The organism is Hyphomonas sp. J20-32, assembly GCF_055808555.1.
In genome coordinates this window covers 2,435,998-2,449,840 of record NZ_CM147873.1, presented here as the reverse complement: position 1 = coordinate 2,449,840, position 13,843 = coordinate 2,435,998, and the positions used below count along the sequence as shown (strand labels likewise).

16 protein-coding genes are annotated in these 13,843 nt (G+C 58.6%); 8 read left to right on the top strand and 8 right to left on the bottom strand.

Going from position 1 to position 13,843, the window contains the following annotated elements; genetic code table 11:
- Positions 1–60 precede the first annotated feature (60 nt).
- A complete protein-coding gene (gene erpA, locus AC0L7I_RS11910) occupies positions 61–402 on the bottom strand; it encodes an iron-sulfur cluster insertion protein ErpA (protein ID WP_473396642.1) in 342 nt (113 codons plus the stop codon).
- Between the two features lie 27 nt (positions 403–429).
- Between erpA and AC0L7I_RS11905 the strand changes: the two genes are divergently transcribed.
- The 5 genes from AC0L7I_RS11905 to scpB all read left to right on the top strand — a co-directional run bounded on the left by AC0L7I_RS11905 (position 430) and on the right by scpB (position 5,494).
- Positions 430–1,602 (top strand): deoxyguanosinetriphosphate triphosphohydrolase, encoded by a 1,173-nt coding sequence (locus tag AC0L7I_RS11905; protein WP_473396641.1) that lies wholly within the window; start codon positions 430–432, stop codon positions 1,600–1,602.
- 131 nt (positions 1,603–1,733) lie between these two features.
- A complete protein-coding gene (locus tag AC0L7I_RS11900; RefSeq protein WP_473396640.1) occupies positions 1,734–2,594 on the top strand; it encodes an SPOR domain-containing protein in 861 nt (286 codons plus the stop codon).
- A complete protein-coding gene (gene nagZ / locus AC0L7I_RS11895) occupies positions 2,591–3,631 on the top strand; it encodes a beta-N-acetylhexosaminidase (RefSeq protein WP_473399153.1) in 1,041 nt (346 codons plus the stop codon). The genes AC0L7I_RS11900 and nagZ overlap by 4 nt, the downstream gene beginning before the upstream one ends.
- The gene (locus AC0L7I_RS11890; protein WP_473396639.1) at positions 3,628–4,461 is read left to right on the top strand and encodes a segregation and condensation protein A; all 834 of its coding nucleotides are present in this window, start codon (positions 3,628–3,630) and stop codon (positions 4,459–4,461) included. The genes nagZ and AC0L7I_RS11890 overlap by 4 nt, the downstream gene beginning before the upstream one ends.
- Complete coding sequence (gene scpB / locus AC0L7I_RS11885; RefSeq protein WP_473396638.1) at positions 4,448–5,494, top strand: SMC-Scp complex subunit ScpB; 1,047 nt, start codon at positions 4,448–4,450, stop codon at positions 5,492–5,494. The genes AC0L7I_RS11890 and scpB overlap by 14 nt, the downstream gene beginning before the upstream one ends.
- Here the strand turns inward: scpB and AC0L7I_RS11880 are convergent, their stop codons facing one another.
- The 4 genes from AC0L7I_RS11880 to AC0L7I_RS11865 form a co-directional block, all read right to left on the bottom strand.
- Positions 5,495–6,103: a DUF1287 domain-containing protein gene (locus tag AC0L7I_RS11880; protein WP_473396637.1), complete on the bottom strand. Its 609-nt coding sequence runs from the start codon at positions 6,101–6,103 to the stop codon at positions 5,495–5,497.
- Positions 6,104–6,219: 116 nt separating this feature from the next.
- A complete protein-coding gene (locus AC0L7I_RS11875; RefSeq protein ID WP_473396636.1) occupies positions 6,220–6,891 on the bottom strand; it encodes a nitroreductase in 672 nt (223 codons plus the stop codon).
- A gap of 67 nt (positions 6,892–6,958) precedes the next feature.
- Positions 6,959–8,290 (bottom strand): cytochrome P450, encoded by a 1,332-nt coding sequence (locus AC0L7I_RS11870; protein WP_473396635.1) that lies wholly within the window; start codon positions 8,288–8,290, stop codon positions 6,959–6,961.
- Positions 8,291–8,407: 117 nt separating this feature from the next.
- On the bottom strand, positions 8,408–8,896 hold the full coding sequence (locus AC0L7I_RS11865) for a DUF2244 domain-containing protein (RefSeq protein ID WP_473396634.1): 489 nt from the start codon (positions 8,894–8,896) through the stop codon (positions 8,408–8,410).
- A 57-nt stretch (positions 8,897–8,953) separates the two neighbouring features.
- On the opposite strand from AC0L7I_RS11865, the gene nth reads away from it, so the two are divergent.
- A complete protein-coding gene (nth, locus tag AC0L7I_RS11860; protein ID WP_473396633.1) occupies positions 8,954–9,706 on the top strand; it encodes an endonuclease III in 753 nt (250 codons plus the stop codon).
- Between the two features lie 103 nt (positions 9,707–9,809).
- Positions 9,810–10,583: a DUF481 domain-containing protein gene (locus AC0L7I_RS11855; RefSeq protein WP_473396632.1), complete on the top strand. Its 774-nt coding sequence runs from the start codon at positions 9,810–9,812 to the stop codon at positions 10,581–10,583.
- Between the two features lie 12 nt (positions 10,584–10,595).
- Here AC0L7I_RS11855 and AC0L7I_RS11850 read toward each other — a convergent pair whose 3' ends face one another.
- Together AC0L7I_RS11850 and AC0L7I_RS11845 are read right to left on the bottom strand one after the other, a co-directional pair.
- Positions 10,596–11,213 (bottom strand): outer membrane beta-barrel protein, encoded by a 618-nt coding sequence (locus tag AC0L7I_RS11850; protein WP_473396631.1) that lies wholly within the window; start codon positions 11,211–11,213, stop codon positions 10,596–10,598.
- A 76-nt stretch (positions 11,214–11,289) separates the two neighbouring features.
- Positions 11,290–12,168: an ATP-grasp domain-containing protein gene (locus AC0L7I_RS11845; RefSeq protein ID WP_473396630.1), complete on the bottom strand. Its 879-nt coding sequence runs from the start codon at positions 12,166–12,168 to the stop codon at positions 11,290–11,292.
- An 83-nt stretch (positions 12,169–12,251) separates the two neighbouring features.
- Between AC0L7I_RS11845 and AC0L7I_RS11840 the strand changes: the two genes are divergently transcribed.
- Positions 12,252–13,250 carry an adenosine kinase gene (locus tag AC0L7I_RS11840; RefSeq protein WP_473396629.1) on the top strand — a complete coding sequence of 333 codons (999 nt, stop codon included), beginning with the start codon at positions 12,252–12,254 and terminating at the stop codon, positions 13,248–13,250.
- Here the strand turns inward: AC0L7I_RS11840 and AC0L7I_RS11835 are convergent.
- Positions 13,247–13,840 (bottom strand): 2-hydroxychromene-2-carboxylate isomerase, encoded by a 594-nt coding sequence (locus tag AC0L7I_RS11835; protein WP_473396628.1) that lies wholly within the window; start codon positions 13,838–13,840, stop codon positions 13,247–13,249. The two genes, AC0L7I_RS11840 and AC0L7I_RS11835, sit on opposite strands and share 4 nt — an antisense overlap.
- Between the last annotated feature and the right edge of the window lie 3 nt (positions 13,841–13,843).

Here is a 13,843-nt window from a genome sequence, read left to right as displayed (position 1 = left end):
CCTCCTCACCCGCACCATAGGCGCAAAGGCGAATTCAGGCGAGCCGGACGCAAGGGCAGGTCAGACCGAGAAGCTCGTCCCGCAGCCACACGCCGCTGTTGCATTCGGATTGTTGATCTTGAACGCTGCGCCGATCAGTTCAGTCGAAAAGTCGATCTCCGATCCGCGCAGGAATTCGAGGCTCATCTCGTCGATCAGTACTTTCGCGCCGTCTCGCTCGACGACCAGGTCGTCGGGATTGGCTGCATCGGCAAAATCGAACTTGTAGGAGAAACCGGAGCACCCGCCGCCTTCTACCGAGACACGCAGGAAGTCCACGCCGTCTTGTTTTGCCAGAATCGCGTTAATCCGCTTGGCAGCAGGGGCGGACAGGGTCACATCAGGGACTGTTACGGTGCTCATGCCCACAACATAGGAACTAATTGCGCGATGGAAAAGAGAGCCGTGTTTGCGACCCGCTTCGAAGACAGCCGGGGACGCTATTTCGATGAGGCGCCGTCGGCCACGCGCACGCCGTTCCAGCGTGACCGCGACAGGATCGTCCATTCTACCGCGTTTCGCCGGCTGAAGCAGAAAACACAGGTTTTCGTGGCGCATGAGGGCGATCATTATCGCACCCGCCTGACTCACTCCCTTGAAGTCGCCCAGATTGCCCGCAGCGTCGCGCGGACCCTCGGCCTTGATGAAGATCTTGCGGAAGCCATGGCGCTGGCTCATGATTTGGGTCATCCGCCCTTCGGCCATGCCGGGGAGGACCAGCTTGACGAGTGCATGAAGGCCTATGATGGCTTTGACCACAACGCCCAGACCCTTCGCATCGTGACCAAGCTTGAAGTTCGCTATCCCTGTTTTGAAGGCTTGAATTTGAGCTGGGAAATGCTGGAAGGCTTGGTTAAGCACAACGGGCCGGTCACGGGTCCCGACACACCGATCAGCAGCCTGGCAGCCGCCTTTCGAGATTTCCCACATCTTGCCGACCTTGAGCCTGACCAGTTTGCAGGCCCCGAAGCGCAGGTCGCTGCCTTGTCGGACGACATCGCCTACAACAATCATGATATCGACGATGGTATCGCGTCGGGTCTGTTTACGATTGATGACTTGATGGACATTCCCGTTGTCGGCGAGCAATTCCGCGGCGTCCGGATCGAATATCCCCAACTCGGCGACCGCATGGTCACGTATGAGGCCGTCCGGCGCCTCATTGGCGTGTGGATCAATGACCTGACTGACGAAACCCGCCGCCGTATCAAACTGCACAAGCCAGCCAGCGCCGCAGATGTGCGGGCCATGGACGTGCCGTTGGTGGCGTTCTCGGCTGAGCTGGAGGCCCGCCAGCGTGCGCTGAGGGCATTCCTCTATGAACGCATGTACAAGCACTACAAGGTCAACCGCATGCGCAGCCAGGCGAAACGGCTACTAGCCGACCTGTTCAACATCTTTCTTGCTGAACCCGAGACCTTGCCGGCGCCGTGGCGTCATGATGCCGAGCAGGTCACCGACGCGCGGCGTGCGCGTGTCGTTTGCGACTATATCGCAGGCATGACTGACACGTTCGCCATGGAGGAACACCGGCGTCTTTTCGATGCCAGTGGCATGCGCTGACGTCGCCGAACTCGCTTTCCTTCAGTATTTCGCCGCCTGTCGATTCTGCGGAAAAGCCTTGATGTTCAAGCGTCATTAACGAAACGCCCCCTAATATTAACCTCATAGAACAAGACTGAAGGATGTATTCCATGGGCAGATCGCGAAGCGAGGGGGGCAATTATGCGCCTTTTGACGATGACTACCGGGGATTCGAGATCCGCGACGATGAAACTGCCCGCGGCCCACTGATTCTGGCGCTCGCCATCGGCGTGCTGCTGGTTTTTGGCGCGGTCGTTTGGAACACTTACCGTCAGGGCGTGCGCTCCAGCGGCGCCGGAATCCCCAGCGTCATTGCGGATGCGCAGCCCTACAAGCGTACGCCCGAAGATCGCGGGGGCATTGCGGTGCCAGACACTGACAAGCGCTTTTACGATCAGATGGATGCGTCAGACCGGCCTGCGTCCGAAGACATGGGCATTGCCGACTTTGAAGACGCACGCAGCACCGAATTCTTGCAGGGCGGGCCGCCGATCGAGCTGCGTCCGGGCATCGAATCAGGCGCGGCAAATGAAACGGATCCTGAAAACGGCATGCCAAATGTCGTCGCAGACCAGGTACGTGCCCTCGCAAATCTCGACGAGCGCCCTACCGATTCAGATGATGATGTCGAGGTCGCTTCGATCAATCCGGTGCCCATGCCAATGGCTGCTGGGCCCATGGTGACCTCGCAAGCCGGTTCCGAGTTCGAATTCAGCGATAATGGCGCCTATCTCGTACAGATCGCAGCCTTTCGCTCCGAAGAAGCGGCCGAGGCGGCTTGGCGCAAGGCGTCCGGCTCCCGCCCAGATATCTATCAAGGGGCAGCGAAACATATACAGCGGGCTGATCTGGGTGCCAAAGGTGTGTTTTACCGCTTGCGCGTTGGCGCCTTTGCCGAAAGATCGGAGGCGACGGCCTTCTGCACGACGCTGAAGTCTGCGGGTGAAAACTGCATAGTGGTGACTGGATAGTGACGAAAGCGTGCATCCTCAGCGTCTCGGGTCCGAGACTGACTCCGGGTGAGCGGGCCCTGTTTTCCGCGCACGATCCGTGGGGCGTAATCCTCATGGGCCGTTCTTGCGTTTCGAAAGCCCAGATACGTGAACTTGTCGCTGATATCTGGGATGCAACAGGCCGATCCACTCTGATCTTCATTGATCAGGAAGGCGGCCGCGTAGCCCGCTTGAAAGCGCCGGAATGGCCGCTTTTTCCGCGCGGACAGGATTATGCATTGATCTACCAGTCAGACAGGGAACGTGGACTGGAGGCGGCTTGGCTCGGCCACCGCCTGATTGCGGCCGAACTTGCTGCCATGTCGATCCACGCGGACTGCGCTCCCGTCGTCGACCTGCCTGTTCCTGGCGCACATGATGTCATAGGTGACCGTGCTTTCGGGACTGAGCCGGTACAAGTCGCAGATCTTGCCCGCGCAGCGCTGAAGGGGCTGGCCGACGGCGGCGTGGCGGGCGTTGTGAAGCACATTCCGGGGCATGGTCGCTCAATGTCCGATAGCCATCTTGAGCTGCCGCGCGTCACAGCAGGCGACAATGAACTCGCCAAGGATTTTGACGCGTTCGCACGCCTCGCCGATGCCCCCATGGCGATGACCGCTCATATTGCCTACGACGCAATCGATCCGGGCGTCGCCGCCACCCTGTCACAAAAGCTTGTACAGGGCATCATTCGCGAGCGAATCGGGTTTGATGGCCTGCTGATGACGGATGATCTGGGGATGAAAGCTCTGGGCGGCAGCCTGACCACGCGAGCAGACGGTGCGATTGCGGCCGGCTGTGACGTGCTGCTGCACTGTTCAGGATTCCTGAAAGAAGCGGATGCCATTCTCGCCGAAATGACCGAAGTCGCTGAAGCCACGCCAGTGTTGGCCGGGAAGGCCCTGGCGCGCGCTGAACGGGCTGAGGCGCTTTCGACTGCAGAAATGCCATTTGATGGTCAGGCCGGCTGGGCACGTTTCCACGAACTTTTTCCTGAATTCAAGGCGATGGCATGAGCATTGACGCCATTTCCATTGATGCGCTGTCGGCCGACGCGCAAGACGCTGAAGCGGGCGATATCTTCCGTGTGGATGTCGAAGGCTATGAAGGTCCACTCCATCTGTTGCTGGAACTGGCCAGACGCCAGAAGGTGGACCTGCTTCACCTGTCGATCCTAGACTTGGCCATCCAGTACCTTGAGTTTATTGAAGATGCGAAATCCAAGCGAATGGATCTCGCCGCTGATTATCTTCTGATGGCGTCATGGCTGGCGTTCATGAAATCGCGCCTGCTGTTGCCGAAACCGGAAAAGCTCGACGAAGACGAGCCATCCGGCGAAGAAATGGCTGAACGGCTGGCGTTCCGCCTGAAGCGTCTCGACGCCATGCGTACAGCAGTGCAGGAACTTGAAGCGGGTCCAATCCTGAACAATGTGATCTTCCTACGGGGGCGCCCCGAGCAACCGCGCGTCGTAAAACATACTGAATTCAAGGCGTCCCTCTACGATCTGACCCAGGCGTTCGGCACGATCCGTGACCGTAAGGAACAGGAGGCGCCGCACAGGATCGAGCAGCAACTGGTCCTGCCGCTGGAGCTCGCGCGTACGACGCTCAGGACGCTTCGGGCGCAACTCGAACATTGGTCGACCCTGGATGAAATCCGGACGAGCATGACCGATGTCGATCCGATGTTGCCACCACGATCCGTCACCGCCAGTGTGTTTGCGGCGGCACTCGAACTCGCCCGCGACGGCGAAGTCGATGTGCGCCAGGACGCCCACTTTGCGCCACTTTACCTACGTAATGCAGGAACCAACCCCGGGGAGGGCAGGGATGCAACCGCTTGAGAAGTTTGAAACGATGGAAGATTTACCAGAAGAGACGCGGGACCCCTTGGCCCAGTTGTCCTTCGCCTACAGGCGGTCGGAAGCAGAACTTGCAGGTGGCGTAGAAGAAGCCCTGTCAGAAGGCATCCGTCGCGCTGAAGCGGTGTTGTTCGCTGCGGGCGAGCCTCTATCAGCCGAGCAGATTGCTGAAATCCTGCCGCATGGCGTCGAGTCGGGCGAAGTTCTGATGGCGCTGCGCGCGATGTATGCCAATCGCGGTGTGAACCTGGTTGAAGTGGCCAATAAATGGCGGTTTCAGACCGCTACCGACCTTACCTACCTGTTCGTGGAAGAACGCCAGGTGCAGAAAAAGCTCGGACAAGCCGCACTCGAAACGCTCGCCATCATCGCCTATGGCCAGCCTGTGACGCGCGCCGAAATCGAGGCCGTCCGTGGCGTGGCCGTTGCCAAGACGACTATCGACACGCTGATGGAAGCCGGCTGGGTGAAGATCAAGGGTCGCCGCAAAACGCCGGGCCAGCCTATGACCTACGGCACGACAGACGCTTTCCTCGAGCATTTCGGTCTCGAAAGCCTCGATACCCTGCCGGGCAAAGCCGATCTTGAGGCCGAGGGCCTGCTTTCGGACGTGATTCCAACGGGCTTTCAGATGCCTGACGAAGAAGCCCTCAATGAGGAAGACGTTCTGATCCAGGATGCCCCAGATGTCGAAACCGTCGATGCCTTCGTAACGGATTATATGGAATCGGAAGACGAGGCTGTGGCGGAAGTTGAAGTTGCGCCTGAAGTGGTCGTCGAAGACGTTCGATCAGATGTTGGGGAAGACGCGCTCTCAGTCGCTGAATCGCAGGATGACGACGAGGATACGGACGATAGCGCTGTCAGCGTCTTCGCCTACCTGAAGCCGCGTCCGCGGGCCGCTGACGACGAGGATGACTTTGACCGCGCAAGCGTCAAGGCAGCCGTGATTCAACTCGCCGCATCGCCGCGCGAGCCTGAACGGCCCATGTCCGATTGGGACGACGAGGAATAGTCATTGCTCGATTGGAGGTTTGAACCTGAAGCGGCGCTCTTCGTCGAATAGACCGAGGATGTCGTCTTCAGCCGTTCCTGCGCCGATATTGTGAATCACGTAGCGGTGCCCCTTCGGCGTCACCTTGTCCGAGACAATTCCGACATGCGGCAATCGCCCGTCGAGCCGCATCGTGTAGATGTCGCCGGCTTGCCAGCCCTCGATTGCTGCGGGAACCGCTAGCTCTGTCCCATGCCGGCGGAAGTAGGTTTCGAGATTGGGCACGCGGCGATGGTCAATGTTCCTGTCTGGTCGAGTCAGCCCCCATATCCTTGGATACAGGCTGAACTCCGCTGCCATATCGTCGTGAACGGCTGATTGCAGGTCGAAGGCGAACGCGTCGCGGTATGCCCTGACAACAACATCGGTGCATACGCCGCGTTCGCGGGGCACGTCGCCGTTCGGATAGTCGAGGCTGACGTAGGCCGGGTCGTAAGTGCGCGTTATGCCGATCTGGCTACGCGCCGCGACGATGAGACGGGTCTCCCAGGGGATCAGGCGCTCGCCAAGGACACTCGGAACGAGGGGCAGGGCCACAAGGCCGGAAAGCGTGGCGCGTCGTGTGATCATCTTGTCAGGGGATCATGTCGATGCGGCAGGAATGGGCCGGAAATGGGATTCAATGTGCCCAGCCACACTCGCACCACCCCATAGCCACCGCCTTCGCCCCCTCTTCGGGCGCCCGGTCAGAACCCTTTGAATTCCGCAATTTCGTCTATATCGGCCCGCTCAGCGCGCAGGGAATTGACCGGATGATCGGCATCCGGGATGCCAACGGCCATGCCGCACCAGACCATTTCACTTTCGCCGAGACCGAAATGCTCTTTCAGCATCGGACGGAGAATTCCCCAGCATTCCTGCATGCATGTCCCCCATCCGCGCTCCTCTGCGAGCAGGGCCAGCGTCTGCAGATACATGCCCGTATGGCCCCACTGGCCATGGCCCATCCGCTCGTCGATAACAATGAATACGGCAACGGGCGCGCCAAAGACGCGGAAATTGTTGGCAAACCACGCGATACGCGCGGTGCGGTCCGACTTGGGGATATCCAGCACATCGTACATCATCTCTCCGACACGCCGGCGCCGGGCTTCATGCGGCTCCCACAGGTCTTTCGGATAGATTGGCCGGTCCGTCGGCTGTCCCGCCGGGCTGTCCTTCAGGACACCCGCCGCCTTGCCGATTACCTCGTCTTTCGCCGCTCCCGAGACCACGATCACTCGCCACGGTTGGGTATTCCCACCCGAAGGCGCGCGCTGCGCCGCAGTCAGCCAGGCGCGGATGTCGGCCTCGGAAAGAGCGTCTGGCTTGAAGGCGCGCGTCGAAATACGTTGCGCCACGGCAGTTGAAACATCCATGAAAAAAGCCTCCCATCAGGATCTGATGAGAGGCTTATCAGGCTTTGCGCGGCGTCAGCCAACACGCTTATTTCGGATGGCAAATCACCGGCATCCAAGTGTATCCCTTGACGAAGGCACCAGCTGTCAGGGACGGCTCGTCGAGCACTTCGATATGGCTGAATCGCGCCATGATTTCCTGCCACAGGATCTGGAGCTGGAGTTCGCCCAGACGGTTGCCGACGCAGCGGTGAATACCGAAGCCGAACGAAATGTGCCGACGGGCATTTTCCCGATCAATGATGAAATCGTTCGGACGGTCCCAGAACCTTTCGTCCCGGTTGCCGGAGACATACCACATGGCGATCTGGTCGCCTTTCTTGATGGTCTTGCCGTGCATTTCCACATCTTCCAGCGCCGTGCGGCGCATGAAGGCGAGCGGGGTCTGCCAGCGGATCGTTTCGGACACCATGTTAGGGATGAGCGATGGATCGGCTTTCAGCTTTTCGTACTCCGCAGGGAACTTGTTGAGCGCGTAAACTGAACCCGTCATCGAATTGCGCGTCGTGTCGTTGCCACCGACGATCAAAAGGATCACGTTACCCAGCAGTTCCATAGGCGTCATGTTGCGGGTCTTCTCGCCATGGGCCAGCAAGCTGAGGAGATCGTTCTTTTCGGGGGATGCCTGACGTTCCTGGAACAGGCCCATGAAAGTCGTGAGACATTCCATCATTTCTTGTTTCCACTGAACTTCGCCGCCCGGGCAGATGTCAGGGTTGTTCATGTTCGTGGAGACATCAGACCAGCGGGTCAGGTCTCGCCGACGTTCGAATGGATAGTCGAACAGGGTCGCCAGCATCATCGTTGTCAGTTCGATCGACACTTTGTCGACCCAGTCGAAGGGCTCGCCGACCGGCACGGAATCCAGAAGGTCCTGGGTGCGTTTGCGGATCAGCGGTTCGTATTCCTTGAGCATGTTCGGGGCAACGGCAGGCTGAACCGTGCGGCGCTGCTCGGCATGGCGCGGTTCGTCCATGGCGATGAACATCGGCATCTCGAAATCTTCGAGTGGCTCGCCCAGCGTGATGCCGCCATGCTCCCAGCTGGATGAGAAGCGCTTGTGGTCGACATCGATGGCCATGATGTCTTCATAACGTGTGACCGACCAGTAAGGGCCAACAAAGCTGTCCGGGGTGAAATGAAGCGGATCTTCATTCCGTAGGCGTTCCAGACGGTCCCAGTATTTGCCCTGGCGCCAGATTTCTGGGTCGACAAAGTCGAATGTCTCGATGTCGAGAGACGACGCAGGCGGCACCTCTTCGCCTACCCGGAGGTATCCGGGGTGAAGTGGTTCGCGTTCCGACACTTTCGGACGTTCTAATGCAGGATGGTCAAAGGTCTGTGCTGTATCGGCAGCCATGTTTCTTCCTCCGGTGCGTCCCCCTATGGGGCCCCAAGCTTGATTACGTGATCAAGATACCATGGCCGGAACGAAAAAACCATGACGCATGCGTCATTTATTTTTGATAACCATGTTTCAGGCTGGATTGCGCTCAGCGCGGGCATTGCGGAGAGCCGCGCGGATCGCGATCGACAGGGATTTGCGTTCAGGCACCGTGAGGAACCGGCCGATAACATAGGCCGTTCGACCGTGTTCGATTCGCAGCCAGCTTGAGGCGCTCAAAGGTTCATCAAGTTCCACCCGCGTGAAGGCCGATGGCAATTCGACGCGCTTCTCCGACCCGTCTGCAGCGCAATGGCGCAACTGCATTGTTTTGCCAGTAATCGTAACGCGCGTCTGTTCCCGCTGGCGCCGGAACGACCACCGGAACGCAACATAGATTGCCAGTGCATCGAGACCGAAGAACCCGACGACCGGGAAGGCGCCCATGGACAGAAAGGCATTGCCGCACGCAAAGCTGGCAGCACCGACGACCGCCATCAATACTGCAAACCCTCTCGGGCTGAGTGACCGGTTCGGGGTCAGCACGGCATCAAAGTAGATGACTTCATCGATTTGGTTCATGCAAGAATAGTATTCTCGACCTTGCGCAGTGCAAAGTGCGACTTAAACACGTCCACCATGCCTGCTGAGAAACCCCTCGTATCGTCTCGCAAGAAAAGGCGAGCTCCCAGGACATTCGGCCTGGAGCGCGCAACAGAACTCTATGAAGCGCTGGCGAAGGACAGACCCGACCCGCAGACGGAGCTGAATTTCACAAGCCCGTTCACGCTCGTCGTTGCTGTCGCGCTGTCGGCGCAAGCAACAGATGTGGGCGTCAACAAGGCGACGGCGAAATTGTTCGCTGTCGCCGATACGCCAGAGAAAATGCTGGCTTTGGGCGAAGAAGGCGTTGCCGAACACATCCGGACGATTGGCTTGTGGCGCAACAAGGCCAAGAACGTCATCGCCCTGAGCCAGATGTTGCTCGACAAGTTCGACGGCGTCGTGCCCAACACGCTGGACGAATTGCAGCAATTGCCAGGCGTCGGTCGGAAAACGGCGAATGTCGTACTCAACGAGGCGTTCGGCGTGCCCACGATTGCCGTGGACACGCACGTGTTTCGCGTTTCGAATCGAACGGGCCTCGCGCCCGGAAAGACTCCTGATGAGGTTGAAAGGGGCCTTGAGCGAACGACACCGAAACAATTCAAGCATGGCGCCCATCACTGGCTGATCCTGCACGGCCGGTATGTCTGCAAGGCGCAGACGCCGGAATGTTGGCATTGCGCGATTACGCACCTGTGCAAATTCACACCGAAGACACCGGATCCTTCAACCGTCTCGAAATTGGGACCGCGCGGGAAAGCATCGCCGCGCAAAACGGGAATGTGACATTTCTGCCAGCCGGCTCGGCTGCCTCCAGCTGGCCACAATTCAATAACGCCTTGGTCACGAAATGCCGCGAAACGGGGCTCCAAAATGCAGGAGTCACGTCATGTCAAAATTCAATCACTCATCGCTTGTTGTTTCGCTTGCCAGCGTTGCCATGCTTGCTGGTCAGACAGCCGTCGCTCAGGAAAACAATGGCTGGAGTGGCGAGGCCGCATTCAGTGCCGGTTCTACGACAGGGAATACCGATACTACTGATTTGGGGCTTGGCATTGATGTCGCGCGCGAGAAGGGCGTGTGGACTTACGAATTCGTGGCTGACGGTGAATACGGCGAACAGGATGGTGTCGAGAGCCGAAACCGGTACTTCTTCTCGGGAGATGTGGATCGTCTGCTCAATGACAAGCTGTTTGCGTTTGGCCGGGCGTCCTATGAGGTCGACCAATTCACAGGTTTCGATAGCCGTTCATTCGTGGGTGGTGGACTTGGCTATCACATATACGATGGCGAACAGGCTAAATGGACCGTGCGAGGTGGCCCCGGCGTCAAGGTCGACGAGGTAAAGCGCATCATCACCAGGGATTCTTTGGGGGCAGCTCTGATCATCCCAGCAGAAACAGTTACGTCGTTTGGCGCAATTGCCCGGTCTGCGTTTGGTTACAAGTTCAATGACAACGTGAAACTCACCAATGACACGGACGTGCTGTACGGTGAAACATCGACGCAAATCGAGAACATGGTCGCCTTGACAGCGTCTGTTTCGGCTGCTGTTTCAGCCCGCGTATCGTTCAACGTCCGATACGATACGAATCCCGCAGACGCCTTTGAGGATACCGACACGGCCCTGAAAGTCGCTCTCGTTTATGGGTTCGGCGGATAACACAGGCCCACGCTAGAAATCCGGTCGCCAGCGTATTGAAGCGAAGAAGTTGTAGCTGCGGTTGATGCCGTCAATGTCCCCTATGTTGGACTCGACAGCTTGGTCCGAGAACGAAAAGTATTCGAAACCAAGGCCGACTCTCAATTTCGAATTGATGTGGTAGCTCGAGCCGGCAAATACGTTCCCATAGGTGCTGATGTTCGTATCGTTGCCGATGACGATGAAGTCCGGATTGATATCGGCCGGGCCTTTGAAATCAAAGTCAAGAATACCCCCTCCGACACCGATGCCGACGAAAGGACGCAGCTTTTTTCCAGTTCGGAAATCCCGGAACAGGTGGAGCCCCAACGCATGCGAGTCGAAGTCGCCACGCGTGGTCAAGGCTCCGTTCAATCCGGTTATTTTTGCCCAGCGTCTGGAATATTCACCCTCAACACGCCACACCTTCGAGAAACGGTAGCCTGCAGCAACGCCGAATTCACGGCTGGCGGAAAAATGGAGATTGTTCTGGTCATGGATGGCGCCATAGCCGCGAAAGGCAAAATAGACGCCGTCATCGCTTTGTGCCTGCGCTTGAGCGGTTCCAACTAGACCCATTGCAGCGGCTGCGGAGAGTGCGGTTCTTATCATTGCTCAGTGTGTCCTCGGACGCAGGTGGTGCACTGATATGCGCTTGAGCGTTCTTTAAAGCCCGCCAGTCAATCCCCTATGAACCCGATTTCAGACGTCGCGCAACGGCTGATGCCATTTTTGTTCCGAGTTCGGGTCCCTCGAGGGGGTAGAGGTAAGGCTCGATAAGCTCCAGCTCCATAAGCAACAAGCGCCCGCCGGGGCCTCTCAGCATATCGACCCGGCCGTAGAGAGGAGCGCCGTCAAGCGTCGCGATTATCGCCGTGGCTGCCGCAAGATCTTCAGCAGATGGCGAGATGGCTTGCTCGGTGCCGCCATAGGTCGACTGAATGCGATAGTCACCCGCTGCCGCGCGTTTCACCAGAGCATGGCTGAATGCGCCATCGACAAAGATGTAACTCATCTCGCCCTCGTCCTGAATCATCTTCAGGAACGGCTGGACCATCATGGCGTGCGGCATGTCTGGGATCGGGTCGCCGCGCCTCAAGCGGTACTGGTCTTTTGCGCCTGCACCGATCTGCCGTTTGAACACGAGGTCATCGCTTCCGAGTTGGTCAAAGGCCGACGTAGCGAGGCCTGGCGTCACCACGTCAAGCCAGAGCGTCGGAATCAGTTCGGCGCCTTTGGCCTCCATCTCCCTGAGGTACGTCTTGCGGCTGTTCCAGCGCACGAGTTCGGCATTGTTGAACAATTTTGTGAGCTTGCCGATGCGCTCCAGGGTGGCCAGGAATTCGTCGATCCGGTCCCAGTAGTCCCAGGTCGTTCCGATGATCGCGGCGTCGAATGTCGACCAGTCAACGTCTGGATCGTCCCAGGCCAGGTCGAGAACGGTCATGCCAAGCGCTGTGAAGGCCGGGACCAGCGCGGCCATCATGTGGTCGTGCTCGAACGCGTCGCTGCGACGCGCCGAAGAACCGGGCAAGGTGACGCTGGATGAGAGATAGGCAATTTTCATCGTCGCCGTTTAGCATGCCGCGTGGTTGCGTCCAGCAGGCTTGTCTGGCAATCGGCGGGTTTGGAATTCAAGGCAAAGAAATCATGACCTCCACCCGTTTTGACGTTGTCGGCTTAGGCAATGCGATTGTTGATGTTCTGTCGCGAGCAGATGACGCATTCCTCGAAGAGTGGGGCATCCAGAAAGACGCAATGAACTTGATTGAGGAGCCGCGCGCCCATGCGCTGACGGCTGCCGCAAAAGATCCCATCATCACATCAGGCGGTAGTGGTGCGAACACCATTGCCGGTATCGCCAGCTTCGGCGGCACAGCGGCCTACATAGGCAAGACGGCAAACGACGACCTGGGGCGCCAGTTCCGCGCCGAGATGGCAAGCTCAGGTGTGCCGTTTGCGACGCACCCCCTCGACACCGGCCCGGCAACCGCGCGCAGCATCATCTTTGTGAATGAGGATGGCGCGCGCAGCATGAACACGTTCCTGGGTGCGTCAGTACTGTTCTCAAAGGCTGACGTCGACGAGGACGTCGTGCGCGCGGGTAAAATCCTCTATCTGGAAGGGTACCTGTTCGACAAGGACGACGCCAAGACGGCCTTCATTCATGCATCTGAAGTCGCCAAGGCGTCAGAACAACTCGTGGCATTGACACTTTCCGACAGTTTTTGCGTCGATCGTCACCGCGACAGCTTCCTTCACCTAGTTCGCGGGCACGTGGATATCCTGTTTGCCAATGAGGAAGAACTCTTGTCGCTCTATCAAACAAGGGACTTCGACGAAGCCATATCGCGTTTGCAGGCCGATACTGCGATTGCGGCTGTTACAAGAAGCGAGAAGGGATCTGTCGTCATCGGCGATGGTGAGCCGATTGCAGTCGCGGCCGAGCCTGTCGACAAGGTCGTCGATACGACCGGGGCAGGTGACCAATACGCGGCCGGATTCCTTTTCGGATACGCGAAAGGCCTGCCGCTCGCGACATGTGCGCGTCTCGGCCATATCGCCGCTGCTGAAGTGATCAGCCATTTCGGGCCAAGACCTGAAGTTCCGCTGGCCGGTCTTGCCATGGCGGCTGGTATCAAGGCCTAGGCCACCATCCGTTCGACATAGTCCAACCGGTCGTGGCCGAAGAAAAGCTCGTCTCCGACCAGAAAGCTCGGTGCGCCGAAGACGCCGCGCGCAACAGCCTCGTCCGTATTGGCACGCAATTTGTCTTTCGCAGCATCTGACGCTGCCAGCGCCGCGATCTGGGCCGCGTCGAACCCGTTCGCAGAACACATCGTGGCAACAGCCTCCTTGTCGGACGGATCCAGCGTCTCCGGTTGGCCCCAGCACGCGTGGAAACAGGCTTCGATGAACTTGAGTTGCGTCGCCGGGTCGGCTTCCAGCCCGATCGTCGCTCTGACGAGTCCGAGCGTGTTCATCGGAAAGGCGGGATTGAAGTGAAAGGGCAAGCCAATGTGTTCGGCGCATCGAAGGATGTCGCGGTTCATGTAAGCGCCTTTGGCCGGCACCGTGCCAGGCGGCCGGTTTCCGGTTGCCTGCATGACGCCGCCAAGGAACATGGGCCGATAGACCAATGTCGCGCCTGTTCGTTCAGCAACGCCTTGCGCGACGGGGAGGGCGAGATAGGCTGTCGGACTTACATAGTCGAAAAAGAACTCGAACGACTTGGTCATGCA